General features: G+C 68.6%; 26 protein-coding genes. 11 read left to right on the top strand and 15 right to left on the bottom strand.

From position 1 onward, the window contains the following. Together pepN and prfB are read right to left on the bottom strand one after the other, a co-directional pair. Positions 1–2,664 carry an aminopeptidase N gene (pepN, locus tag ACXJLH_RS13010; protein ID WP_457444505.1) on the bottom strand — a complete coding sequence of 888 codons (2,664 nt, stop codon included), beginning with the start codon at positions 2,662–2,664 and terminating at the stop codon, positions 1–3. A gap of 84 nt (positions 2,665–2,748) precedes the next feature. Beyond that, positions 2,749–3,853 (bottom strand): peptide chain release factor 2 gene (gene prfB, locus ACXJLH_RS13005; RefSeq protein ID WP_157281678.1). Its coding sequence is split into 2 segments (ribosomal slippage): positions 2,749–3,771 and positions 3,773–3,853, totalling 1,104 coding nucleotides; the frame shifts between segments, so codons are not numbered across the junction. Between the two features lie 57 nt (positions 3,854–3,910). On the opposite strand from prfB, the gene ACXJLH_RS13000 reads away from it, so the two are divergent. After that, entirely contained in the window at positions 3,911–4,162 is a 252-nt protein-coding gene (locus tag ACXJLH_RS13000) for a DUF4212 domain-containing protein (protein ID WP_457323661.1), read from the top strand. Here the strand turns inward: ACXJLH_RS13000 and ACXJLH_RS12995 are convergent. Continuing rightward, positions 4,143–4,931: a substrate-binding periplasmic protein gene (locus ACXJLH_RS12995; protein ID WP_457323662.1), complete on the bottom strand. Its 789-nt coding sequence runs from the start codon at positions 4,929–4,931 to the stop codon at positions 4,143–4,145. The genes ACXJLH_RS13000 and ACXJLH_RS12995 overlap by 20 nt on opposite strands. After that, complete coding sequence (locus ACXJLH_RS12990) at positions 4,928–5,848, bottom strand: alpha/beta fold hydrolase (RefSeq protein WP_457444503.1); 921 nt, start codon at positions 5,846–5,848, stop codon at positions 4,928–4,930. Before ACXJLH_RS12990 ends, ACXJLH_RS12995 begins: the two co-directional genes overlap by 4 nt. A 15-nt stretch (positions 5,849–5,863) precedes the next feature. Between ACXJLH_RS12990 and ACXJLH_RS12985 the strand changes: the two genes are divergently transcribed. After that, a complete protein-coding gene (locus ACXJLH_RS12985) occupies positions 5,864–6,403 on the top strand; it encodes a GNAT family N-acetyltransferase (protein WP_200955294.1) in 540 nt (179 codons plus the stop codon). A 94-nt stretch (positions 6,404–6,497) separates the two neighbouring features. Further along, complete coding sequence (locus tag ACXJLH_RS12980; RefSeq protein ID WP_457444501.1) at positions 6,498–8,273, top strand: acyl-CoA synthetase; 1,776 nt, start codon at positions 6,498–6,500, stop codon at positions 8,271–8,273. A gap of 21 nt (positions 8,274–8,294) precedes the next feature. On the opposite strand, the gene ACXJLH_RS12975 is transcribed toward ACXJLH_RS12980, so the two are convergent. From ACXJLH_RS12975 to ACXJLH_RS12965, 3 genes are all read right to left on the bottom strand, one after another. Then, positions 8,295–9,407 carry an ABC transporter substrate-binding protein gene (locus tag ACXJLH_RS12975; protein WP_457444499.1) on the bottom strand — a complete coding sequence of 371 codons (1,113 nt, stop codon included), beginning with the start codon at positions 9,405–9,407 and terminating at the stop codon, positions 8,295–8,297. 274 nt (positions 9,408–9,681) lie between these two features. Then, on the bottom strand, positions 9,682–10,314 hold the full coding sequence (locus ACXJLH_RS12970; protein ID WP_457444497.1) for a LysE family translocator: 633 nt from the start codon (positions 10,312–10,314) through the stop codon (positions 9,682–9,684). A 31-nt stretch (positions 10,315–10,345) separates the two neighbouring features. Next, a complete protein-coding gene (locus ACXJLH_RS12965; protein ID WP_157281674.1) occupies positions 10,346–10,516 on the bottom strand; it encodes a hypothetical protein in 171 nt (56 codons plus the stop codon). Between the two features lie 237 nt (positions 10,517–10,753). Between ACXJLH_RS12965 and ACXJLH_RS12960 the strand changes: the two genes are divergently transcribed. After that, positions 10,754–11,212, top strand: coding sequence for a GyrI-like domain-containing protein (locus ACXJLH_RS12960; protein WP_457444496.1), 459 nt, complete (start codon positions 10,754–10,756; stop codon positions 11,210–11,212). A 100-nt stretch (positions 11,213–11,312) separates the two neighbouring features. Here the strand turns inward: ACXJLH_RS12960 and ACXJLH_RS12955 are convergent, their stop codons facing one another. The 4 genes from ACXJLH_RS12955 to ACXJLH_RS12940 are packed head-to-tail and all read right to left on the bottom strand — an operon-like array spanning position 11,313 to position 13,482. Continuing rightward, positions 11,313–11,969 carry a hypothetical protein gene (locus ACXJLH_RS12955; RefSeq protein WP_056198658.1) on the bottom strand — a complete coding sequence of 219 codons (657 nt, stop codon included), beginning with the start codon at positions 11,967–11,969 and terminating at the stop codon, positions 11,313–11,315. Between the two features lie 3 nt (positions 11,970–11,972). Further along, positions 11,973–12,692 (bottom strand): hypothetical protein, encoded by a 720-nt coding sequence (locus tag ACXJLH_RS12950; protein WP_457444494.1) that lies wholly within the window; start codon positions 12,690–12,692, stop codon positions 11,973–11,975. Positions 12,693–12,706: 14 nt separating this feature from the next. Next, positions 12,707–12,934 carry a helix-turn-helix domain-containing protein gene (locus tag ACXJLH_RS12945; RefSeq protein ID WP_056198653.1) on the bottom strand — a complete coding sequence of 76 codons (228 nt, stop codon included), beginning with the start codon at positions 12,932–12,934 and terminating at the stop codon, positions 12,707–12,709. Continuing rightward, positions 12,934–13,482, bottom strand: a complete 549-nt coding sequence (locus ACXJLH_RS12940; RefSeq protein ID WP_056198651.1) for a DUF2975 domain-containing protein — start codon at positions 13,480–13,482, stop codon at positions 12,934–12,936. Before ACXJLH_RS12940 ends, ACXJLH_RS12945 begins: the two co-directional genes overlap by 1 nt. An 89-nt stretch (positions 13,483–13,571) precedes the next feature. Here ACXJLH_RS12940 and ybaK point away from each other — a divergent pair, with 89 nt between their 5' ends. Genes ybaK through ACXJLH_RS12915 form a run of 5 tightly spaced genes read left to right on the top strand, consistent with a single transcriptional unit; the run spans position 13,572 to position 16,014 of the window. Beyond that, entirely contained in the window at positions 13,572–14,060 is a 489-nt protein-coding gene (ybaK, locus tag ACXJLH_RS12935) for a Cys-tRNA(Pro) deacylase (RefSeq protein WP_457444493.1), read from the top strand. Positions 14,061–14,096: 36 nt separating this feature from the next. Then, positions 14,097–14,570: an MgtC/SapB family protein gene (locus ACXJLH_RS12930; RefSeq protein ID WP_457354353.1), complete on the top strand. Its 474-nt coding sequence runs from the start codon at positions 14,097–14,099 to the stop codon at positions 14,568–14,570. Positions 14,571–14,626: 56 nt separating this feature from the next. Next, the gene (locus ACXJLH_RS12925) at positions 14,627–14,959 is read left to right on the top strand and encodes a hypothetical protein (protein WP_056198643.1); all 333 of its coding nucleotides are present in this window, start codon (positions 14,627–14,629) and stop codon (positions 14,957–14,959) included. Between the two features lie 30 nt (positions 14,960–14,989). Further along, on the top strand, positions 14,990–15,658 hold the full coding sequence (plsY, locus tag ACXJLH_RS12920) for a glycerol-3-phosphate 1-O-acyltransferase PlsY (RefSeq protein ID WP_457354351.1): 669 nt from the start codon (positions 14,990–14,992) through the stop codon (positions 15,656–15,658). Continuing rightward, complete coding sequence (locus tag ACXJLH_RS12915; RefSeq protein WP_056198641.1) at positions 15,655–16,014, top strand: RidA family protein; 360 nt, start codon at positions 15,655–15,657, stop codon at positions 16,012–16,014. The genes plsY and ACXJLH_RS12915 overlap by 4 nt, the downstream gene beginning before the upstream one ends. 4 nt (positions 16,015–16,018) lie before the next feature. Here the strand turns inward: ACXJLH_RS12915 and ACXJLH_RS12910 are convergent, their stop codons facing one another. Genes ACXJLH_RS12910 through ACXJLH_RS12900 form a run of 3 tightly spaced genes read right to left on the bottom strand, consistent with a single transcriptional unit; the run spans position 16,019 to position 19,696 of the window. After that, a complete protein-coding gene (locus ACXJLH_RS12910) occupies positions 16,019–18,034 on the bottom strand; it encodes a DEAD/DEAH box helicase (RefSeq protein ID WP_457444491.1) in 2,016 nt (671 codons plus the stop codon). Between the two features lie 47 nt (positions 18,035–18,081). Then, positions 18,082–19,323, bottom strand: a complete 1,242-nt coding sequence (locus ACXJLH_RS12905) for a M56 family metallopeptidase (protein WP_457444489.1) — start codon at positions 19,321–19,323, stop codon at positions 18,082–18,084. Further along, entirely contained in the window at positions 19,316–19,696 is a 381-nt protein-coding gene (locus tag ACXJLH_RS12900; RefSeq protein WP_056198634.1) for a BlaI/MecI/CopY family transcriptional regulator, read from the bottom strand. Before ACXJLH_RS12900 ends, ACXJLH_RS12905 begins: the two co-directional genes overlap by 8 nt. A 129-nt stretch (positions 19,697–19,825) precedes the next feature. On the opposite strand from ACXJLH_RS12900, the gene ppk2 reads away from it, so the two are divergent. Together ppk2 and ACXJLH_RS12890 are read left to right on the top strand one after the other, a co-directional pair. Next, positions 19,826–20,731, top strand: coding sequence for a polyphosphate kinase 2 (gene ppk2, locus ACXJLH_RS12895; protein ID WP_457444487.1), 906 nt, complete (start codon positions 19,826–19,828; stop codon positions 20,729–20,731). 19 nt (positions 20,732–20,750) lie between these two features. Further along, entirely contained in the window at positions 20,751–21,095 is a 345-nt protein-coding gene (locus ACXJLH_RS12890; RefSeq protein ID WP_056198630.1) for a glutaredoxin family protein, read from the top strand. A gap of 98 nt (positions 21,096–21,193) precedes the next feature. Here ACXJLH_RS12890 and ACXJLH_RS12885 read toward each other — a convergent pair. Beyond that, on the bottom strand, positions 21,194–21,436 hold a 243-nt coding region (locus tag ACXJLH_RS12885), incomplete at its 5' end, for a hypothetical protein (protein ID WP_457444485.1).

The raw sequence follows: 21,436 nt of genomic DNA, 5'->3' as shown, positions 1-21,436 counted from the left end.
TCAGCCTCCCGAAGCCAGCGCGCGTTCGACGATTTCGCGCACGTCGCTCGACAGATCAGGCTTGGCGGCAACGCGCGCGACGGCCTCGCGGGCGGCGCTGCGGTAGGGCTCGGCCAGCACGGCCCAGCGGTCCATCGCGCGGGCGAGGCGGCTGGCCAGTTGCGGGTTGATGGCGTCGATGGCGAGCACCTGTTCGGCCCAGAACACATAGCCGGCCGCGTCGGCGCGGTGGAACGCAGCCGGGTTGAACATGTACAGCGAGGCCAACAGGCTGCGCGCGCGGTTCGGGTTCTTGAGTGTGAAGTCGGCATGCTTGGTCAGCGCCTTGGCACGCGCGAACACACGGCCATCGGCCTCGGGCGCGCGCGCTTGGAGCGAGAACCACTTGTCGACCACCAGCGCATCGTCCTTGAACAGCGCGTGGAAGCGCTGCAGGGCCGGTGCGGCCAGTTCGGCGTTGGCGTTCACCAGCGCGGCCAGCGCGCCGAGACGCTCGGTCATGTTGGACGCGTCCTTGAAGCGCTGGTAGGCCTTGCCCGGCCAGACGGTGTCGCCCGTGGCCTGCGCATCCAGCACGAGCATGGACAGGGCCAGGTTGGCCAGCGCCCGCTTGCCGGACGAGACCGGGTCGGGCGTGTAGCCACCGCTGATCTGGTTGGCCTCGAAGGCCGCGGCCCAGTCGTCGCGCAGGGCGGCGGCGAGCTGGGTTTGCGCGGCCATGACGGCAGCGTGGATGGCCTGTGGGTCGACGACGTCGAGCTGCTCGGCGATATAGGCCTCGCCGGGCAGGGTCAGGGCCAGTTCCTTGAAGGCCGGGTCCAGCTCGGGATGGTTGAGCAGGACCCGCATCGCGTCGATGAAGACGGGGCTCAGCACCAGCGGCTGGCCCGCGCGCAGCGAATGCAGGATGCGGTTAAGCGCCAGGCGCTGGCCGGCTTCCCAGCGGTTGAAAGGGTCGCTGTCGTGGCGCATCAGCACGATCAGGCCGGCGTCGGACAGGCCGTCCTCCAGCACCACCGGCGCCGAGAAGCCGCGCATCAGCGAGGGCACGGGCTCGCTGTCGATGTTCTCGAAGACGAAGGTCTGTTCGGCCTGGTCCAGCACCACCACACCCTCGGTGTCGCCGTTGGCGTTCACGGGCAGGGCGGCGCCGTGGCGGTCCAGCAGGCCCATGACGATGGGGATCACCTGGGGCTGCTTGTCGCCCTGGCCCGGCGTGGCGGGTGTGGTCTGCGTGAAGCGCAACGTGAAGGTGCGGGCGGCGGCGTCATGCTCGCCGCGAGCGGTCACGCGCGGCGTGCCGGCCTGCGAGTACCAGCGCTTGAAAGTGTCCAGGCGCGTAGCGAGGCCCGAGCCGGGGTTGGCGTCGGCAATCGCCTGCGCGAAGTCGTCGCAGGTCACGGCCTGGCCGTCGTGGCGCTCGAAGTAGAGCTTCATGCCCGCCTCAAAGCCCCTGCGGCCGACCAGCGTCTGGTACATGCGCACGACCTCGGCGCCCTTCTCGTAGACGGTGGCCGTGTAGAAGTTGTTGATCTCGCTGTAGCTGTCCGGGCGCACCGGGTGGGCCATGGCGCCGCTGTCCTCGGGGAACTGCGCGGCGCGCAGCTGGCGCACGTCCTGGATGCGGCAGACGGCACGGGCCGACGGCGTGCCGGCCATGTCCATCGAGAACTCCTGGTCGCGGAAGACGGTCAGGCCTTCCTTGAGCGACAGCTGGAACCAGTCGCGGCAAGTGACGCGGTTGCCGGTCCAGTTGTGGAAATACTCGTGGGCGACGATGGACTCGATGCGGTTGAAGTCCGCATCCGTTGCGGTGGCGGGCGAGGCGAGCAGGGCGCTGGTGTTGAAGATGTTCAGGCCCTTGTTCTCCATCGCGCCCATGTTGAAGTCGGACACGCCGACCACCATGAAGCGCTCCAGGTCCAGCGGCAGGCCGAAGCGGGCCTCGTCCCAGACGATGGAGGCGATCAGCGAGTTCATCGCATGCTCGGTCTTCTCCAGGTCGCCGCGGCGCACGTAGACCTGCAGCAGGTGGTCCTTGCCGGCGCGGGTGCGGATGCGCTGCTCGCGCGCCACCAGGTCGCCGGCGACGACGGCGAACAGATAGCTGGGCTTGGGGAAGGGGTCGGCCCAGACGGCGAAGTGGCGGCCGTTGTCGAGCGTGCCGCTGTCGACCAGATTGCCGTTGGACAGCAGCACCGGGTAGAGGGTGGCGTTAGCGCGCAGCGTGACCGTGTAGACGGCCATCACGTCGGGGCGGTCCAGGAAATAGGTGATGCGGCGGAAGCCCTCGGCCTCGCATTGCGTGAAGAAGCTGCCGCCCGAGGTGTACAGGCCGGAGAGGGCCGTGTTCTTGTCTGGGCAGGTGGTGTTGCGGATCTCGAGCGCGAAGTCGGCATCGGGTGCGCCTTCGATGATGAGCTCGTTACCTTCCTGGCGGAAGGAGACGCTCGCGCCGTCGATCAGCACGCGCAGCAGGTTCAGTTCCTCGCCGTGCAAACGCAGCGGGCCGTGGGGCACGGCGCGGTTGCGCTCGATCTGCATCTTGCTGGTGACCAGGGTCTTGGCCGGGTCGAGATCGAAGGTCAGGTCGACCTTGCGGATCCAGAACGCCGGTTGCTGGTAGTCCAGGCGTTGGATCAGGGTGGCATTGCCTTCACGCATTGGGGCTTCCTTGGAAATCGGTCAGTTCAGTCGAAGCGCTGCGCGCCAGCCGGAACGCGGGCGCGCAGTGCTTCAGGGAGGGCATCAAACGCCCTGTTTCAGCGACTCCGTGATGAACGGGTCGAGATCGCCGTCCAGCACCTTCTGCGTGGCAGACGTTTCGTAGTTGGTGCGCAGGTCCTTGATGCGGCTCTGGTCCAGCACGTAGGAGCGGATCTGGTGGCCCCAGCCGACGTCGGTCTTGGTGTCTTCCAGCTTCTGCTGTTCTTCCTGGCGCTTGCGCATCTCATGGTCGTACAGGCGCGAGCGCAGGCGCTTCCAGGCGACGTCGCGGTTGCTGTGCTGGCTGCGGCCGTCCTGGCACTGCACGACGATGCCGGTCGGGATGTGCGTCAGGCGCACGGCCGAGTCGGTCTTGTTGATGTGCTGGCCACCAGCGCCCGAGGCGCGGAAGGTGTCGGTGCGCACGTCGGCCGGGTTGATGTCGATCTCGATGCTGTCATCCACCTCGGGGTAGACAAACAGCGACGCGAACGAGGTGTGGCGGCCGCCGGAGCTGTCGAACGGGCTCTTGCGCACCAGGCGGTGCACGCCGGTCTCGGTGCGCAGCAGGCCGAAGGCGTACTCGCCCTCAACCTTGATGGTCGCGCTCTTGAGGCCTGCCACGTCGCCGGGCGTCTCGTCTTCCAGCGTCGCCTTGAAGCCCTTGCGCTCGCAGTACTTCAGGTACTGGCGCAGCAGCATGCCGGCCCAGTCGCAGGCTTCGGTGCCGCCGGCGCCGGCCTGGATGTCGATGAAGCAGTTCAGCGGGTCGGCCGGGTTGTTGAACATGCGGCGGAACTCGAGTTCCTCGACCTTGGCCTGCAGCGCGGCGGCGTCCTGTTCGATGGCCAGCATGCCGGCTTCGTCGCCTTCCTCGCGGCTCATCTCGAACAGCTCGGTGTTGTCCGCCAGCGAGCTGGTCAGCGTCGTGATCGTGTCGACGACGGCCTCCAGCGTGCGCTTTTCCTTGCCCAGTTCCTGGGCACGCTTCTGGTCGTTCCAGACGTTGGGATTCTCGAGGGAGGCGTTGACCTCGTTCAGTCGCAGTGCTTTGCGGTCGAAGTCAAAGATACCCCCTTAGCGCGTCGGTACGCGCTGTGAGGTCGGCCAGGTTGTTGCCGATTTGGTTGATGTGTTCGATGTCCATGACGGTCGCTTGGTTCTTGGCGAAACGCGGATTTTCTCATGGGTGAGAATGGCCGCCATGACAGCTCCGCTGCGCGACGACTATTGGCGCCGCACCCGCCGCCTGACGGTGTGGTTGCTGCTGGCGTGGGCAATCGTCGGTTTTGTGCCTGTGTTCTTTGCGCGCGAACTCAGCGTCGAGGTGTTCGGCTGGCCGCTGGCCTTCTGGCTGGCGTCGCAGGGCGCGCTGCTGGGCTTTTGCGCCATCGTCATCGTCTACGCGAGACAGATGGACAAGTTGGAGGCCGAGTTCAGCGAGCCTCGGTCCTGAACAGGCGCCGGGCTTCGGCCTCGCCGACATAACGCGCGTAGAGCTGCTGGATCCAGCCTTCGCGCCTCAGCAGGGTGATCTGGGCCTGCAGCAGCTGAACGTCGTCCTCGGTGACGGTGGTGCGGTTCAGGTAAAGGCCGATGGGTTCGGTGCCGGCCTCCGGCAGGTCGACGACGATGCTCTGCGCCGGCAGTGCGCCATCCCGCTTGAGCTTGGCATGGATCATGTTGGGAATGATGGCTGCCTGGATGCGCCCGGCCGTCAGCTTGGCCGCCAGGTTGTTGAAGTCGGGCGAATACTCGGCCTGGCGCGAGGCCAGCAGCGGTGCGATCCGTTCCTCCAGCACATCACCTACGCGCACGCCTCGGACGATGCCGAGCTTGAGGTCGGGCCGGCCGACAAAGGCCTCCAGCGAGCGCGGCCCGCGCTCCGACGCGACGATCAGATCCAGTTCCGTGAAGGCATAGGGCAGGAAGTGCCCGACCCGGTCGCGGTCGGCGGCGCGCATGGCCGAGGTCAGCACGTCGATGCTGCCGTGCTCGAAGTCCAGCAGCACGCGCGCACGAGGCGCGTAGCGCAGGGTCAGCTTGCAGCCACTGCGCCGGGCCAGCTCGTCCAGCAGATCGGGCACGACGCCTTGGATATGGCCGTCGCGCAGGAAGGCTGAATAGCCGAGGTCGGAGATGCCGACGCTGAGTTCTCGCGAGCAGCTCGCCTGCGCGCCTGCGGCAGCCAGCGCGAGCAGCAACCCGATGGCAGGCTGCCTCATGTCTTCGACAGGAAGGGCTCAAGCACGGCGGCCAACGCTTCGGGTTGGTCGTGGTGCAGCATGTGGCCGGCGTCCTGCAGCACGGCCTTCTCCAGCTGTGGCACCAGGGCCAGGCGGGCCTCGAAGTCTTCGCGCGGGTAGCGAGTGCCCCAGAAGCGCGTCAGCTGGTCGTCGCTGCCCTCGACCCACAGCGTGGGCGCGGCGATGCGCTGCCAGCAGGCCAGCACCTCGGCCTTGCGGTAGAGCATGGGGTTGGCCAGCTTGTGGGCCGGGTCGGCATTGAGCTGGAAGCCCTCGGGAGTTTCACGCGACCAGTGCTGAGCCAGCCAGGCGGCCTTGGTCGCCGGCAGGCGGGGGTTGTTCTTGCGCAGCCGCTCGGCCACGTCGGCCAGCGTCGCATAGGGCCGCAGCGAGGGCGGGTCCTTCAGCTCGTCCAGCCATTTGGCCAGCCGCTCGGGCGCGGCGGCGGGCGAGATGTCGGGCATGCCAAAGCCTTCGAGATTGACGAGGCGACGGATGCGCTGCGGACGAACCCCGGCATAGCTCATGGCCACATTGCCGCCCATGCTGTGGCCCAGCAGGTCCACCGGCGCGCCCGGGCTCAGCGCATCGAGCAGGGCGTCGAGGTCGCCGAGGTAGTCCGGGAACCAGTAACTGTCGGCACCCGTCGTCGCGCTGAGGCCGAAGCCGCGCCAGTCCAGCGCAATGATCTCGCGCTCCTGCTGCAGGGCGTCGACGACGAACTGGAAGGACGCGCCGACGTCCATCCACCCATGCACCATGACCAGGGGCGGGCGGCCCGGCAAGGGCTGACCCCAGCGCAGGATGTGATGGCGCAGGCCGCGCAGGATCAGAAATTCGCTGCGGTGGGCGCGGCGCGGGGAATAGACATCGGGCATATCCGCACTGTAGGACACGGCAGTGCGCTGACAATGGCCACCATGCCCGCACCCCGCCACGACATCCGCGCCGCCGAGCCGCGCGATCTGAAAGCCATCGTCCAGTTGATCAGCGAGCTCGCCGAGTTCGAGAACCTGACCCATCTGTTGCAAGTCACGCCAGAGAAGCTCGAGCCGCATCTGTTTGGCGATGCTCCCGCGGCCGAGTGCCTGGTTGGCATGGTGGACGGTGAGGTGGTCGCCTTTGCGCTGTTCTATACCAACTTCTCGACCTTCCTGGCCAAGCCCGGCCTCTATCTGGAAGATCTGTATGTGCGCCCAGCCCACCGCCGCAGCGGCCTGGGCAAGGCGCTGATCATCGAGCTGGCCCAGACAGCCTGCGAGCGCGGCTATGGCCGTTTCGACTGGACGGTGCTGGACTGGAATGAGGACGCCATCCGCTTCTATGAAGGCCTGGGCGCCGACGTCATGCCGGAGTGGCGCATCTGCCGCCTGACCGGCGACGCGCTGGAGCGCTATGCCGACGGCGACCGGCCGAGCATGTGGTCTCCCTCAGCTTGGCTCGGGCTCTGACCTGACCGCCCGGTTTCTGCCCCGGGCAATCCATTAGCCCGGGCATTGCCGGGCTGGCTAGCATTCGCCCCCTTGTCTCAACCGGGGGTGGCCCATGGCGGAAGACCGATACGAGCAGCTGCACGGCGCCTTTCGCTGGCAGGTGCCCCAGGACTTCAACATCGCCGAGGCCTGCTGCGGGCGCTGGGCGCGCGACACGCCCAACGCCACGGCCATTTATTTCGACAGCGAAAGCGGCTGCCGAGCCCACTACAGCTACGCGCAATTGCAGCGGGCCGCCAACCGGCTGTCCAACGCGCTGCTGGACCAGGGTGTACGCCGCGGCCATCGTGTGGCCATCGTGCTGCCGCAGCGCTTCGAGACGGCCGTCGCCCACATCGCGATCCAGCAGATTGGCGCGGTCGCCATGCCACTGTCCATGCTTTTCGGCGCCGAGGCGCTGGAGTACCGGCTGCAGGACAGCGGTGCCGTGCTCGCCATTGCCGCCTGCGAAGCCCTGCCGGCCCTGCGCGAGGTCAAGGCGCGCTGCCCGGCGCTGCGCCGCATCCTGGTCGTGGGCGAATGCCCGGTGGATTGCGACGAGCTGCCGTGGATGCAGGCCCTGCAGGCCGAGGAGGCGCGCTTCAAGCCAGTGGCCACTCAGGCCGACGACCCGGCCATCCTGATCTACACCAGCGGCACCACCGGCAACCCCAAGGGTGCACTGATCCCACAGCGGGCGTTGATCGGCAACCTGGCTGGCTTTGTCGCCAGCCAGAACTGGTTCGGTTTCGATCCATTTCCCGATGTCACTGAGACGATCAGGCCCTCTTCCCTGGGGAAGAGGGAGCGGGAGATGGGGGGCGGCAATGAAGGGCCTCGGCCCAGCAAAGGGCTCCAGAAGACGGACGCCGTCTTCTGGAGCCCTGCCGACTGGGCCTGGACCGGCGGCCTGATGGACGCCTTGCTGCCTACGCTCTACTTCGGCCGCCCCATCGTCGCCTGGCAAGGCCGTTTCTCGGCTGCCAAGGCCTTCGAGCTGATGGCGGCCTACGGCGTCACGCATGCCTTCCTGTTCCCGACGGCGCTCAAGGCCATGATGAAGGCCGAGCCTCGCCCGAAGCGCCATGCGCTGAAGCTGCGCGCACTGATGAGCGCCGGCGAGGCCGTTGGCGACGCGGTGTTCAACTGGTGCCGCGATGCGCTGGGTGTGCCCGTCAACGAGATGTTCGGCCAGACGGAGATGAATTACGTGGTCGGCAATTGCCAGGCCCTGTGGCCGGCCAAACCCGGCAGCATGGGCCGGGCCTACCCGGGCCACCGCGTGGCGGTCATCGATGACGAGGGCCGGGAATGCGCGCCCGGCGAGACCGGTGAGGTGGCCGTGAACGCGCGCGACCGCCATGGCGCGCCCGACCCCGTCTTCTTCCTTGGCTACTGGAACAACGAGGCCGCGACGAAGGCCAAGTTCACGGGTGACTGGTGCCGCACTGGCGACCTCGCCCGCAGCGACCGGGACGGCACGCTCTGGTACGAAGGCCGGGCGGACGACGTCTTCAAGGCGGCGGGCTATCGCATCGGCCCCGGCGAGATCGAGAACTGCCTGCTCAAGCATGCGGCCGTGGCGAATGCGGCCGTCGTGCCCAAGCCGGATGCCGAGCGCGGCGCGCTGGTGAAGGCCTATGTCGTGCTGGCCGAGGGCCATGCTGGCAGCACCGCGCTGGTGGAGGCCCTGCAGGCCCATGTGAAGGCGCGCCTAGCGCCCTACGAGTACCCCAAGGAGATCGAGTTCATCGACGCGCTGCCGATGACGACGACGGGGAAGGTGCAGCGGCGCGTGCTGCGGCTGCGCGAGCAGGAACGGGCCACGGCCGGCACGGCGTCGCCGTAGCGCTGCCGGCGCCGCCGGGGTTCAGTCCTTCAGGGGTGAAATGCCTTGCACCGGCCCGATCAGGCGTTCGAACAGGCTTTTGAGCCGCTCGACCCGCGCACGGTCACGCATGAAGGCGCGGAAGTCCTCGGGGCTGGTGTTGTATTTGTCGATCGACTGGTAGCCGGTTGGCGGCGCGACATCGTCGCGGATCGGGAACCGCTGCGGGTTCGAGGCCACCGGCAGCGACAGCGTCCAGCTGACGTACAGCTTCGCTGCGGCGGGATGCTTCGCATCCTTGAAGATCGCGCCGGTCTGCGCCCAGGTCAGGAAGGGGTCGCGGGGCGGCAGCACAAAGCGGAGGCTGGACGACTCCACCGGCACGAGGTTGCCTGACGTCCCGGTTGACACGGCGTACTTGCCGGCTTCGACGGCGTCGCGCGGCGTCTGCGTGCCGCGCACCCACTGCACGCCGTTGGCCTGCAGCTTCTCGATGAAGCCGATGCCGTACTTCTGGACGATCTTGTCGAACACGTACAGCACCGCATCGTCGTCGTGCGGGTAGGTGATGACGATTCGGTTCTTGAACTCCGGCTTCAGGAAATCGGCATAGTCGCGCGGCGCGTTCTCTGCCGTGACCAGGGTCTGGTTGTAGCTGTTCGCGAAGGTCAGCATGAACAGGCCCGTGAAGCGCGCCTGCGGATCCTTGTAGGCTGCCGGGACGTGGTCCCAGCCCGTCGGCTTGTACGGCAGCAGCAAGCCGCGCGCTGCCCAGTCGTCGAAATCGTGCAGCGTCTGCAGGTGGGCGACGTCGACCTTCAGGTCCTTGCGCAGCAGTTCCTCCTCGATGCGTGCATCGTGGTACTTGCTGAGGTCGACGACGAGGTTCAACTTCATGCCCGGAAACTGGCGCTCGAAGGCCGCCTTGATGCCAAAGCCCTGCGTGACCTCGTCGCCGCCGGCGTATACCGTCAGCGCGCCGCCTTCCTTCAAGGCGGCCTGGTAAAGGTCTTGCAGCGTGTGGCCGGCGCCGTCGCGCTCTGCGACGACGGTGGCGGGCGCCGCAGCCTGGGCTTGTGCCGGCAGGGATGCGGCAGGTGCCAGTGACACCGCCAGGGCCAGCCAGGCCAGCTTGCGCGCGAGGGCGGTGCTCATCGCTTCATCTCGCGCCTGTCGACGTGGGAGCCGACCATCGGTGGGATGCCCGGCGGCTGGGCTGAGGACCTCAGGGTCGGAGTGGGGGATGGTCGTGCTTTCATCGGGGCTCCTTGGCGGCGGATGGTCGATGGCGGCACTCTATTGATTCGAAATCAGCCGATAAAGCCGGTTTCGATCAATTGGTTGTCAACCGAATCGATTCAATGAATGCCCCTCAGGGCTTCAAAGTGCGGCGCCGCTGCTGCGCCCGCGAGCGCAAGGACGACCCGGTTCAGGTGGCGCGGTTGCGCAGCTTCAGCAGGCTCAGGCCCAGCAGCACGAACAGCCCGCCCGAGATGCGGTTGAACAGCCGCAGATGTCGCGCCTCGGTCAGGAAGCGGCGCAGCTGGCGGAACAGACCGACATAAAAGGCGTGGGACACCAGGGCCAGGGCGGTGAAGGTGATCGTCAGCAGCACGGTCTGCATGACCAGGGACTCGCCAGGCACCAGGAACTGCGGGAACAGCGCCGTGAAGAACAGGATGGCCTTGGGGTTGGTGACGGCCACGCCCAGGCCTTGCAGGAAGAGCTTGCCCGGCGTCGTTGGCTGATGGGTAGCGGCCGACGCATCCAGCCGCAGCGGGGCGCTGCGCCATTGCTTGATGCCGAGGTAGATGAGATAGCCCGCGCCGACGATCTTGACGACCAGGAAGGCCGAAGCCGATACCGCCAGCAGCGCGCCCATGCCGGCCGTGGCCGCACCGGACACGACGAAGAGGCCGGCCGCATTGCCCAGCGAACTGAACATCGTGTGGCGCGGCCCGACGGCGACAGAGTTCGAGATCGCGAGCAGCACGCCGGGGCCCGGCGAGAAGCAGGTCAGCAGGGCGACGCCGCAGAACAGCAGCCAGGTCGAGAAGGGCATGGCGGGATCGGGAGATTCAGAGCCGGCCAGTCTAGGGACAAGCGCAAGACCGCGTGCGTTGGTGGTGCAATCGCCAGATCAGCGTCCAGGTCTTGCCGCCGTCGGTGCTGCCTTCCCCGTCCCCATCGAAGCTGTCGGGTTCGATGTCGTAGAAGCGCATGCGCTGGGCCTCGAACTGCTCGCCCGCCGAGTCAGAAATCAAACAGTTCGGCCGGCGCGGCGGCTTGGGCGGGCGAGAGCAGGGCGGCAAACAGGGCAGCGGCGAGGAACTGGCGCATGACAGGTGTGGGCAGTGATGGAGGCACCGGCCTGGGCGTGCAGCGCCGGCAGCGGTGTTGCAGAAATTGCTGCGCGACACCGGTTTGTCGAAAACGATGCCCAGCGTTCGTCGTAGCGTGGGCACCCCCGCGGGCGCCTGTTCGCAACTTCGAGGACCGCCATGCCGCTCCAGATCATTGACCGACCCGCCGTCACCGTCGTGGGCCTGCAGATCCGCACGACGCCGATGTCACCCGATATCCCGGCCCTGTGGCCGCGCTTCGTAGCCCGCATCCCCGAGATTGGACAGGCCACCGAGGCAAGGACCACCTACGGCGTCATGGACAACCAGTCCGACGCCGGCTTCGACTACCTCGCCTGCGTTGCCGTCGAGCCGTCGGCCGCCGTGCCGGCGGGCATGACGAAGCTGACGTTGCCAGCCGGGCGCTATGCCTTTTTCAGCTTCCCGCTGTCGGGGCTGGGTGAGGGCTTCGGCGACATCTTCGAGCGCCAGCTGCCGGCTTCGGACTATGTCCAGGCCGCCGGTCCGCTGTTCGAGCGCTATGGCCCCGACTTCTGCCCAGACGAGCCCGACTCGCTGGTCGAGGTCTATCTGCCCGTGGCATCCAAGGGCGGTTGAAGAAGGGAGGGTATGAGGATTGCTCCGGCTGTGCGGCCGCGCAGCCGACCCGTGGCCTGAAACTCGGCCCGAACTTCGCGCAGGCGCCGCGCGATGCCGCTCACTTGCACTTGTAGGGCTTGCCGACCATGCCGATCGCCCGCGGGGCGACGCTGCCGTTGAACTGGTCCATGTCGGCAATGCGTGAGCGGAAGATTTCGACGCAGGTGTTGCCGCGGCGCATGACGGTGCGGCGGTCCCCGAGTGCGCCGACAGCCTGGGAGCGGTTCTCGCCGGTGCTTTCCTCGACCCAGGCGCCTGCCCCGCCGGTGGCGTCAGCGATGCGGTCCTCGAACGTCGGCCGCGCCGTGTTGCTGCGCGGGTCGCTCAGCGCCGGGTTGCGTGCGGCGGCTGACGACGCGGCATAGCCGGGCGGCAGAGTCAAACGCAGCGCCGTGCGTGGCGGCTCGGCCGGTGCCGTGGTGGCAGGAACGGTTTCGGCCGGCGCGGTGGGCGCAGGGATGGCGGCGCCAGGCGCCTCGGTCCTGAAGGGCAGGGGCGCGATGTCGGGAAGCTCGGGCTCCGGCTTGCGCGGCACTGGGGCGATGGACGGCGCAGGCGGCGGCGCCTGCTGCAGGCGTGGCGCCAGCAGGCGCACCGTCGTCACGCGCCGCTCGCCGGGGTGGTGCAGCGGTGGCGGCCGGTGCAGCCACAGCGCGGCCAGCAAGGCCAGGTGCAGCCCGCCAACCAGGCCGCGCGCGATCCAGCGGTGGTTCATGCCTTACAGCTTGACGCTGAGCTTGCTGCTGGCCGGTGGCAGCAGCCGGGCCGCGTCGGGCCAGCTCTCCTGGCCGGTCAGCAGCGTGCAGGGGCGGCCCTTCTCGCCGGGCTTGGCGTCTGGGTCGCGCTCGCCCACTGCCTGAGGCAGCGGCAAGCCGAGCAGTTGGCCACTCTCACGCCACTCCAGCTCCCAGGTGGGCGTGGCCGAGCACACGCGCACGGCTTCGATGCGCGGGAACAGCCAGCGCAAGTACCAAGGCAGCAGTTCCTCGCGCAATGTGCGCGCGACGCGCAAGGTCTGGCGCACCTTGGCCATCGTCAGCTGTTCGGGCGGAACGGTCAGCTCGATGGTGCCGCGCACGGCCATCTGGCCCTTGGGCGCGTTGGTCGCGAAGTCGGCCGTCTTGGCCTCGGCCTCGGGCAGCAGGGGCAGGTCGAAGCGGCCCTCGCCGTCGACCGGGATCGGGTGGTCGGCCTCGTCGCTTCGCACCACCATGCGTAGCTCAGGCAGAGGCAGTTTGGTCTTCTCGGCGTCGACCTTGAAGTCCATGCGGAACAGCCCCTCGCCGTGCTTGCTCAGCTTGGTCAGCAGCTCGTTGATGCGCGCATAGGGCAGCACGCTCTTGTCGCGCTTGAGGTCGGTCTGGACGGGCGGCAGGACTTCGGTCTGCGCGTGGGCGGCGCAGGCCGCGAGCAGCAGGCAAGGGATCAGAAAGCGCATGGGCAGGAAGCAGGTCAGGGTTCTTCGGGCGGCTCGGGGCCGGGTTCCCAGGCGAGCAGATCGCCCGGCTGGCATTGCAGGGCGTCGCAGATGCGCGCCAGCGTGTCGAAGCGCACGCCGCGCACCTTGCCGCTCTTGAGCAGGGACAGGTTCGCCTCGGTGATGCCCACGCGCTCCGCCAGCTCGCGCGAGCGCATCTTGCGGCGCGCGAGCATGACGTCGAGGGTGACGACGATGGGCATCAGACGAACTCGGCGTTCTCGTCGGCGACTCGCGCGGCTTCGTGCAGCACTTGGGCCAGGGCCAGCAGCAGCAGGCCGAAGAGCAAGGCGAGATAGTGATCACCCGACAGGCCGAACCACAGCTGACGCTCGCCCTTGGGATTGCCCCAGGTCAGGGCGAGGATGGCCAGCGTCTGGCCCAGCGGCTGGGCGGCGGCCAGTGCGCATAAGCCCAGGCCGAGGCGGCGCAGGTGCTGGGCCGGCCGGCGCGCCAGCAACTCGCCCTGGGCGAAGCAGCCGAACAGCGACCACATCTGCCACAGCGCGAACAGGCTTGCCAGCGTGGGCAGCATGGAGGCTGCAAGACCCCACAGCCGCGTGCCCATGTCGAGCTGTATGCGGCTGAGGTTCCAGGTGCGTGCTGCCACGTCAGCCACCCAATCGGCCTCCGCCCAGAAGATGAAGGGCAGGGTGCCGATGACCACGACGCCGAGCAGGCAGAGCAGCCGCACCACCCAGGCCAGGCGGCGGATGCGCCGTAAACCATCGGCAGAAAAGGAGTCGGGCATGGTGGCCTAGGGCAAACACGGAAAACTTACTGTAAAACAATAATTGCTTGCTGTGATGGAGTAAGTTTTACCTCCCCGAGAATGAAGGGATGAGCAAGAAGACCGCCCATGTCAGCGAAACCCCGGCAACCCAGGCGCTGAAGCGTGCCGGCGTCGCCTTCACCGAGCACGTCTACGACTACATCGAGCACGGCGGCACGGCCGAGTCGTCCAAGCAGCTGGGCGTCGAGGAGCACGCCGTCGTGAAGACCCTGGTCATGCAGGACGAGAAGGCCGAGCCGCTGATCGTGCTGATGCACGGCGACCGCACGGTCAGCCTGAAGGAGCTGGCACGGCAGATCCCCTGCAAGAAGGTCGAGCCCTGCAAGCCCGAAGTGGCGCAGCGCCACAGCGGCTACCAGGTCGGCGGCACCTCGCCGTTCGGCGTGCGCAAGGCCATGCCGGTGTTTGTCGAGGCTTCGATCCTGGTGTTGCCGAAGATCTGCATCAACGGCGGCCGGCGCGGCTACCTCGTCGGCATCGAGCCAAAGGTCCTGACCGAGCTGCTGGATGCGCGGCCGGTGACCTGCGCGAACTGAACCGGCGCGGGCGCGCGGCTTGCCCGGCAGGCGGCCATGTGGGCCACCGTCCTCCAGACCCTGCAGTCCGAGTTCTCTGATGCGCCCGATGTGGAGCAGGTCACCCGCCTCACGACGCGGCTGCTGCTCGCGGCGCTGCTGGGTGGTGTGCTCGGTTATGAGCGCGAGCAAAAGGGCAAGGCGGCCGGCATTCGGACGCACATGCTGGTGGCCATGGGCGCTGCCTTGTTCGTGCTGGTGCCGCAGCTCGGCGGCATGTCCGTGGCCGACATGAGCCGGGTCATCCAGGGCATCGTCACCGGCATCGGCTTCCTCGGCGCCGGGGCCATCATCAAGCACCGCACCGAGGAAGACACCCAGGGCCTGACGACGGCGGCCGGCATCTGGATGACGGCAGCGATCGGCGTGGCCTGCGGCCTGGGCCGGGAGACGACGGCGCTGATCAGCGCGCTGCTGGCCCTGGCGGTTCTTGCGGTGCTGCCGCGGCTGGTCGGCCGGGGCAGGCGCTGAGCGTTCGCGGTCTCGTCCTACGGGATGCCTGGCGGGCGCTCGCGAAACTGCCTTCGATGTCGACGCGAACCTCCGCCATGAACGGTCGCGAGACGCTGGACCTGGCGTACTCCCAGCTGGAGGCCCTGCTGCCCAGGCGTGCCGCGCGCTGCCTGGCTTGGTTGCACAGCCCCCGGGCGGTGTGGGTGCGCATCCCGGCTGGCCTGCTGTGCATCGCCGCGTCGGTGTTCTGGTTTCTGCCCATCATCGGCATCGAATGGTTGCCGCTGGGACTGCTGTTGCTCGCGGAGGACCTGCCGTTCCTGCGCAAGCCGGTTGGGCGCTTCATCCTGTTCCTGCTGGAGCAGGGGCGGCGGCTGCAGGTCTGGTGGCGGGCCCGGCAGCATTGACACGGCCGGGCTGCACGACAATGCCGCCCCATGCAAACCGTCCTCCCTCTGCTGGCCGCCCTCGTTGGCTACCTTGTCGGCTCGCTGTCCTTTGCCGTCATCGTCAGCCGCGCCATGGGCCTGTCGGACCCGCGCTCCTATGGCTCGGGCAACCCTGGCGCCACCAACGTGCTGCGCTCGGGCAACAAGGCCGCGGCCATCCTGACGCTGGTGTTCGATGCGCTCAAGGGTTATCTCCCCGTGCTGGCCGTGCTGATCTGGGGCCCCAGGTACGGCCTTGGCGAGGGCACGGCGGCGCTGGTGGGCCTGGCAGCCTTCCTTGGCCATCTGTGGCCGGTGTTCTTCAGGTTCCAGGGCGGCAAGGGTGTGGCCACGGCGGCCGGCGTCATCTTCGGGCTCAACCCCCTGCTAGGGGTTGCGACGCTGGCGACCTGGCTCATCATTGCCTGGTTCAGCCGCTATTCGTCCCTGGCCGCCATCGTGTCGGCCGCCTTCGCGCCGATGTATCAGTTGCTCATTTGGGAAGCCGGCCCGGCCGCGCTGGCCCTGATCATCATGGGCTTGCTGCTGGTGTGGCGCCACTCGGCCAACATCAAGAAATTGCTGGCCGGCACCGAGAGCAAGCTCGGGCACAAGGCAGAGAAAGCTGTGCCGGCATCGCATCCCGTCAAATCCACCAAGCACCGGAAGAAAGCATGACCGCCTCCACCCCCGTTGAACGTTTCGACATCGGCGCCCGCCTGTCGGAGATGGCCGTGTACAACGGCGTCGCCTATCTGGCCGGCCAGGTGCCCGAGGACGCCAGCGCCGACGCCACCGGCCAGACGGCCCAGGTGCTGGCCGCCATCGACAAGCTGCTGGAGCGCGCCGGTACCGACAAGAGCCGCATCCTGCGCGCCCAGATCTACCTGGCTGACCGCGCCGACTTCCCCGGCATGAACGCCGCCTGGGACGCCTGGGTGTCGGCCGGCCACACGCCGCCGCGCGCCACCGTCATCGCCGGCCTGGCGCGGCCAGAGTGGAAGGTGGAGATCGTCATCACGGCGGCGGTCTGAAGGGCTACGCCGGTGCGCCCTGTGCGCGCCGGCGCCAGAACTCCGCGTCGATCAGCTGCTCCGCCCCGGTGCGTGCGTTGATCAGCCAGAACTGACGCCCGTCGGCGCTGATGCGCGCCACCTCGCCCACCTGCCGCCCGGCGGCCACGCGCCGCCCCAGCGCATTGGCGGGAAAGCCCGGCTCGCGCGCCAGTTCCTGCAGAGGCAGGGCGTCCCGGGTGTCGCCGGCCAAGCGCAGCCGCTGCACCAGCGGCGCCAGCAGCGGGCTGGCCGCATCGGCGGGCGACACGAACAGCACCAGCTTGGCCTGCGCCCGGCTCAGCGCGACGTTGAGCAGGCGCTGTGCCTCGTCGCCGTGCAGGAAGGGCTGGGCGCCATCCGCGGGGTCGAACAGCACCACCGGCGCCTCGCTGCCCTGGGCGCGGTGCACGGTGCTGACCCGCAGCGCCTCCGGCAGGCCGCGCGCACGCAGCCGCTGGCGGATCAGCGCCCGCTGCGCACGGAACGGCGTCAGCACGATCAGCTCCTCGGCCTGCCATGAGCCGCTGGCCAGCGCACGCTCCACCAACTCTGCAATGGCTTCGGCCGACTCGCGCCGCACCGGCCCGCGCTCCGCGGCCGACCAGCCGCCATCCGTCTTCAGATGGTGGACATGCACATGCACGTTGGCGCCGATGTCGCCCAAACTGCGTTGGCGAGCAGCCTGCCAGCTGGCCGAAGCCTCGGCGTCTGCCGCCACGCGCAGCGCGCCGTCGTAGAACAGCTGGCTGACCAGCTCGCCGATCGGCGGCGCCATGCGCGACTGTTCGTCCAGCAGCGCGACGGACGGCCCGCGCGGCATCTCCGTAAACGCCGAGCGGCCCAGCCAGCGCCGGGCCAGACGGTCGTCGCTGCGCAGCACGGGCGACAGCTGCTGGGGGTCACCCGCAAACAGCCGGGCGCGGCCCAGCGGCATCAGCACGAGGGCATGCGCCAGGCTCACCTGGCTGGCTTCGTCGAACACCAGCAGGTCGAAGGGCGGTGCGCCATCGGGCTGCAGCTCGCGCAGCGTCTTCAGCGTGAAGGCTGCGCGCGTCGTCGTCATGCTGGCCAGGCGGCAGCGTTGCAGCACCTTCAGCGAAGCGGCGCGCAGCTCGTCGCGCAGTGCGGCGACGCGGTCGGCCCAGGCCTTGAGCGCGAGCGAATCACGGGCTGATGGCCGCTGGCCTTCGGCGCGGGCCAGGCGGGTGATGAGATCGCGGTCCTGCGTCGGGATCAAGTGTTCGCGGCCTTCGTAGGCCGTGGCGGCGAAGCGTGTGCCCAGGCGCTGCACTTCGGCGCGCAGGTGCTCGCGGCGGCCCTTGTGCAGGGCCTTGTCGACGGCCAGCGTGGCCTGGTCCACCGCCTGGTTGGTGGTGGACAGCAGCAGCACGCGAGCGTGCGGGTGGCGGTCCAGGTACTCGGCCAGCAGCACGCCCAGCGTCGTCGTTTTGCCCGTGCCCGGTGGCCCCCACAGGAAACCGCTGCTGTGGCCCGCCAGCGCTAGCGCTGCGCGTTGCGCCGGGCGCAGCCAGCGGAAGGGCTCGCCGGTCAATGCCGTGCCGCCGTGCAGAGGTTGTGGGTTCGACAGGTCGGGCAGGCAGGCCAGCGCCTGTTCGGCCCAGGGCGTGTCCCACCACGCATCGGCCACGGCGTTCAGGAAGCGCGTCGGGTAGAGGCGGAGCAGGTGCCCGGCCGGCGGCGGCGGGCCGCTGGCGTTCTGCAGCACGAGCTGGTCGTCCTCGGCCAGCACGGCCAGCACGCTGGCGCCGCCTTTGCTCGGCGCGCCCCACCACGCAGAGGCGCCGTCCAGGCTGTCGTCCAGCAGCGCCTGCGCCGAGGCCACACCCGGCCGCTGGCCCTCGGCGAACACATAGCCCGGCTCCAGCGTCACCCGCCACAGCACGCCGTCGCGCTCGCTGTGCAGCACCTTGAAGTCGTAGTACTCGGGCGTGGCCGAAAGCTCGGCGTTCAGCGCCGCGCGGAGGTCGGCGAGGCTCATTGCAGGGGGGCGGATTCGGGGAGGCGGCACTGTAGCGGCCTCCTCGCTCAGAAGGTGTTTTTCGGCGGCTGGAAGTTGGCGGGCAAGGCCGTGGGGGTCAGCTCCAGTGCGAACTTTTCGTCCGAGCCGGCGCGGGTCATCTCGATGCGGGCCTTCTGACCCCAGGCCGACATCACGCTGGGGTGGCCGAGTTCCACGCCCGGCTCGCCGTGGCTGATGTGCGTCTTGATGAGCGCCGAGTCGCCGGCCTTCTTCGGCCACAGCGTGATCGATAGCGGCTCCTTCACCCAACCTGGCTCGTCGCCGGCCATGGCTTCGAGCCGCAGCATCACACGCTCGCCGTCGCGGCCGATGACGCGTGCCTCGACGGTCGACTTGTCGCCACCCTGGCTGCGCTCCACCTTCAGCTGCAGCTCGATGAAGCCGGCGCCGGCTGCGAGAGGTGGGCTTTCCGCCGCATAGGCCAGAGTGGAGACGGTGGCCACGCCGGCTGCGAGCAGCAGCGCGCGGCGGCGGTTCAGGGGTAGGGGGCGGTGCAGCATCGCGATCCTTTCGACGAGAGGGTGGGAGCTGCCCCAGCGGCTGGCCAGCGGCGCGCCGTGGGGCGTGAGATCGTGGGCGGCGAGCAGGGCTCCCGTGTAGTCGGCCAGCGCGCCGGGCCGGGCCGCCAGCACGGCGGCATCGCAGGCCAGTTCCTGGTCCGCCTGCATACGGCGCGCGGCCCACCAGGCCAGCGGGTTCCACCAGTGCAGCGCCGTCAGCGCGCAGGCGAGCAGGTTCCAGAGGTTGTCCAGTCGGTCGCGATGCACCTGCTCGTGGGCCAGGATCAGCTCGCGCTCGGCAGGCGAGAAGCGCTGTTCGAAATCGACGGGCAGCGCGACGCGCGGCCGCAGCAGGCCGACGAGGGCGGGGCTGCTGCCGGCCGGCAGTTGTTGGCCAAGGCGCGTCAGCCGCCATTGCCGCCAGAACTGGGTCGCGGCGAAAAGCGATGCGCCGCCCAGCCACAGCGCCAACCAGGCTGCCGCGTGATCCGGCGGCGGCGCTGGCAGCGCAGGCGCGGCCAGCGTCTGGGCACTGCCCGTGGCCTGCAGCACCACGCGCAGCGGCTCCTGAGCCGGCCGGGGCAGCAGCAGCGTCAGCAACAGCGCCGGCACCAGCAGCCAGGCCGCGTAGGCGCTGCCTGCGCCCAGGCGCCTCAGCAGCAGCGGCCGCAGCGCGGCGATCAGCATGACGCCTACGCTCAGCAACAGAGCCTGCTGCAGCAACACCACCAGCAGCCGCTCACTCATGCCCCTGCTCCTTCAGCAGCGCCTTCAGCGCCGCGATGTCGTCCGCGTTCAGCTTGCGTTCCGACGCGAACTGCGCCACCAGCGGCGCCAGGCGCCCGCCGAACAGCCGGTCGATCAGCGACAGGCCGGTGTCGGCCACCCAGGCGTCCTCGGGTACGGCAGGCGCGTACAGAAAGCGCCGGCCGTCGCGTTCGGCCGTCACGGCGCCCTTGCTCAGCAGCCGGTTCAGCAGCGTCTTCACGGTGGCAAGCTGCCAGCCTTGCCGGGGCCCGAGCACCGCGGCGATCTCGTCGGCGGCCTGGGGAGCGCGCTGCCAAAGCAGGCGCATGACCTGGGCTTCGGCGTCGCTGATGGGGGTGGGTGGCCTGGTCATTGATTACGAGCGTAAACGATGGCGAATGATTACGCGTGTAAACGATGTCGTCAAGCCCTTTGTCACAGCCATGCCATATCGCCCGCCTAGGCTCGCGGCCTACAGCCGCCGTTGCGGCCGGGAGCCCTCGTGAGCCACATCGAAGACGAACTGGTGAAGCGCATTCACCGCGACCTGCAGGACGATTTCGACGAGGAACTGGAGCTTGAGCTCGAGGACCGAGAACACGGTGTGATGGCCAGCGACGCGCCGGCCGGTGAAGTCATCGAGCGGCGGCGTTACTTCCGCGAGCTGTTCCGCCTGCAGAGCGAACTGGTCAAGCTGCAGGACTGGGTGCAGCACACGGGCCACAAGGTCGTCATCCTGTTCGAGGGCCGCGACGCGGCGGGCAAGGGGGGCGTCATCAAGCGCATCACGCAGCGGCTGAACCCGCGCGTGTGCCGAGTGGCCGCGCTGCCGGCGCCCAACGACCGCGAGCGCACGCAGTGGTACTTCCAGCGCTATGTGTCGCACCTGCCGGCGGCCGGCGAGATCGTGCTGTTCGACCGCAGTTGGTACAACCGCGCCGGTGTCGAGCGCGTGATGGGCTTCTGCACCGACGAGCAGTACGAGGAGTTCTTCCGCTCGGCGCCCGAGTTCGAGCGCATGCTGCAGCGCTCGGGCATCCAGCTGATCAAGTACTGGTTCTCGATCAGCGACGACGAGCAGCGCGTGCGCTTCCTGGGCCGCATCCACGACCCGCTCAAGCAGTGGAAGTTGAGCCCCATGGACCTGGAGTCGCGCCGGCGCTGGGAGGCCTACACCTCGGCCAAGGAGGTGATGCTGGAGCGCACCCACATCCCCGAATCGCCCTGGTGGGTCGTGCCGGCGGATGACAAGAAGCGCGCGCGGCTGAACTGCATCCATCACCTGCTGGGCCAGATGCCCTACCAGGAGGTACCGCACGCCGACATCGATCTGCCCGCGCGCGAACGCCGCGAGGACTACCTGCGCAACCCCGTGCCGGACGACATCATCGTTCCCGAGGTTTATTGAGCCGGTCTAGCATGGGGCCATGAAGTGGCCCCCGCTTTCGCTGCTCGTCGTCGTTGCGCTGACCGCGCTGGCCTCCTGGGCCTGGCGCGGGCATGTTGCAGCGCAGGACGGCGAACTGCTGAAGCAGCGCGCCAGGCCGGGCGATATCCGCATGATCTCGTCCGAGACCTGCCCCTATTGCCTGGCGGCGCGGCGCTGGATGACTCAGGAGGGCGTGCCCTTCAGCGAGTGCTTCATCGAGCGCGATGCCCAGTGCCTGAGCGACTACCAGGCCCTGGGCGCCGTCGGCACGCCGACCCTGGTCGTGCGCGGCCAGCGCGTCATCGGCTTTGACCGGGCACGGCTGAAGGAGATTCTGGAATAGGCCGAGCCGAGTCGGCAGTACTGGCTCAGCAGTACTGGCGACTCGGCTCGACGGTGGTGGGAAAGGACGTCATTCGCATGTTCAGACGGCGCCCCGGCTCAGCCGCGCTTTGCGGTGGTCTTGGCGGCAGCCAGGGTCTGGCGGGCCAGCGTGGCTTCGCTGAAGCCGATGACCACGACGCGAGGCAGTTGAGCCACTTCACGCTGGGCGTAGCCGGTCACGACGACGCGCGGCAGCTGGGCGATCACTTGAGTTTCAGCGCGGACGGCCTTGCCGGTGACGACAACGCGTTCCAGCTTGACGGTGGGCTGCGGGGCGGCCTGGGCGGCAATGGCGGAGAA

Source organism: Roseateles sp. P5_E4, from assembly GCF_054049255.1.
The sequence above is the reverse complement of the archived record's forward strand: the minus strand, read 5'-3'. Positions and strand labels throughout refer to the sequence as shown.

Excerpts from the sequence above, each read along its gene's own strand:
- pepN (WP_457444505.1), bottom strand. The coding sequence starts at position 2,664 with ATGCGTGAAGGCAATGCCACCCTGATCCAACGCCTGGACTACCAGCAA.
- ACXJLH_RS13000 (WP_457323661.1), top strand. The coding sequence starts at position 3,911 with ATGACAGCTCCGCTGCGCGACGACTATTGGCGCCGCACCCGCCGCCTG.
- ACXJLH_RS12995 (WP_457323662.1), bottom strand. The coding sequence starts at position 4,931 with ATGAGGCAGCCTGCCATCGGGTTGCTGCTCGCGCTGGCTGCCGCAGGC.
- ACXJLH_RS12985 (WP_200955294.1), top strand. The coding sequence starts at position 5,864 with ATGGCCACCATGCCCGCACCCCGCCACGACATCCGCGCCGCCGAGCCG.
- ACXJLH_RS12980 (WP_457444501.1), top strand. The coding sequence starts at position 6,498 with ATGGCGGAAGACCGATACGAGCAGCTGCACGGCGCCTTTCGCTGGCAG.
- ACXJLH_RS12975 (WP_457444499.1), bottom strand. The coding sequence starts at position 9,407 with ATGAGCACCGCCCTCGCGCGCAAGCTGGCCTGGCTGGCCCTGGCGGTG.
- ACXJLH_RS12970 (WP_457444497.1), bottom strand. The coding sequence starts at position 10,314 with ATGCCCTTCTCGACCTGGCTGCTGTTCTGCGGCGTCGCCCTGCTGACC.
- ACXJLH_RS12960 (WP_457444496.1), top strand. The coding sequence starts at position 10,754 with ATGCCGCTCCAGATCATTGACCGACCCGCCGTCACCGTCGTGGGCCTG.
- ACXJLH_RS12955 (WP_056198658.1), bottom strand. The coding sequence starts at position 11,969 with ATGAACCACCGCTGGATCGCGCGCGGCCTGGTTGGCGGGCTGCACCTG.
- ACXJLH_RS12950 (WP_457444494.1), bottom strand. The coding sequence starts at position 12,692 with ATGCGCTTTCTGATCCCTTGCCTGCTGCTCGCGGCCTGCGCCGCCCAC.
- ACXJLH_RS12945 (WP_056198653.1), bottom strand. The coding sequence starts at position 12,934 with ATGCCCATCGTCGTCACCCTCGACGTCATGCTCGCGCGCCGCAAGATG.
- ACXJLH_RS12940 (WP_056198651.1), bottom strand. The coding sequence starts at position 13,482 with ATGCCCGACTCCTTTTCTGCCGATGGTTTACGGCGCATCCGCCGCCTG.
- ybaK (WP_457444493.1), top strand. The coding sequence starts at position 13,572 with ATGAGCAAGAAGACCGCCCATGTCAGCGAAACCCCGGCAACCCAGGCG.
- ACXJLH_RS12930 (WP_457354353.1), top strand. The coding sequence starts at position 14,097 with ATGTGGGCCACCGTCCTCCAGACCCTGCAGTCCGAGTTCTCTGATGCG.
- ACXJLH_RS12925 (WP_056198643.1), top strand. The coding sequence starts at position 14,627 with ATGTCGACGCGAACCTCCGCCATGAACGGTCGCGAGACGCTGGACCTG.
- plsY (WP_457354351.1), top strand. The coding sequence starts at position 14,990 with ATGCAAACCGTCCTCCCTCTGCTGGCCGCCCTCGTTGGCTACCTTGTC.
- ACXJLH_RS12915 (WP_056198641.1), top strand. The coding sequence starts at position 15,655 with ATGACCGCCTCCACCCCCGTTGAACGTTTCGACATCGGCGCCCGCCTG.
- ACXJLH_RS12910 (WP_457444491.1), bottom strand. The coding sequence starts at position 18,034 with ATGAGCCTCGCCGACCTCCGCGCGGCGCTGAACGCCGAGCTTTCGGCC.
- ACXJLH_RS12905 (WP_457444489.1), bottom strand. The coding sequence starts at position 19,323 with ATGAGTGAGCGGCTGCTGGTGGTGTTGCTGCAGCAGGCTCTGTTGCTG.
- ACXJLH_RS12900 (WP_056198634.1), bottom strand. The coding sequence starts at position 19,696 with ATGACCAGGCCACCCACCCCCATCAGCGACGCCGAAGCCCAGGTCATG.
- ACXJLH_RS12890 (WP_056198630.1), top strand. The coding sequence starts at position 20,751 with ATGAAGTGGCCCCCGCTTTCGCTGCTCGTCGTCGTTGCGCTGACCGCG.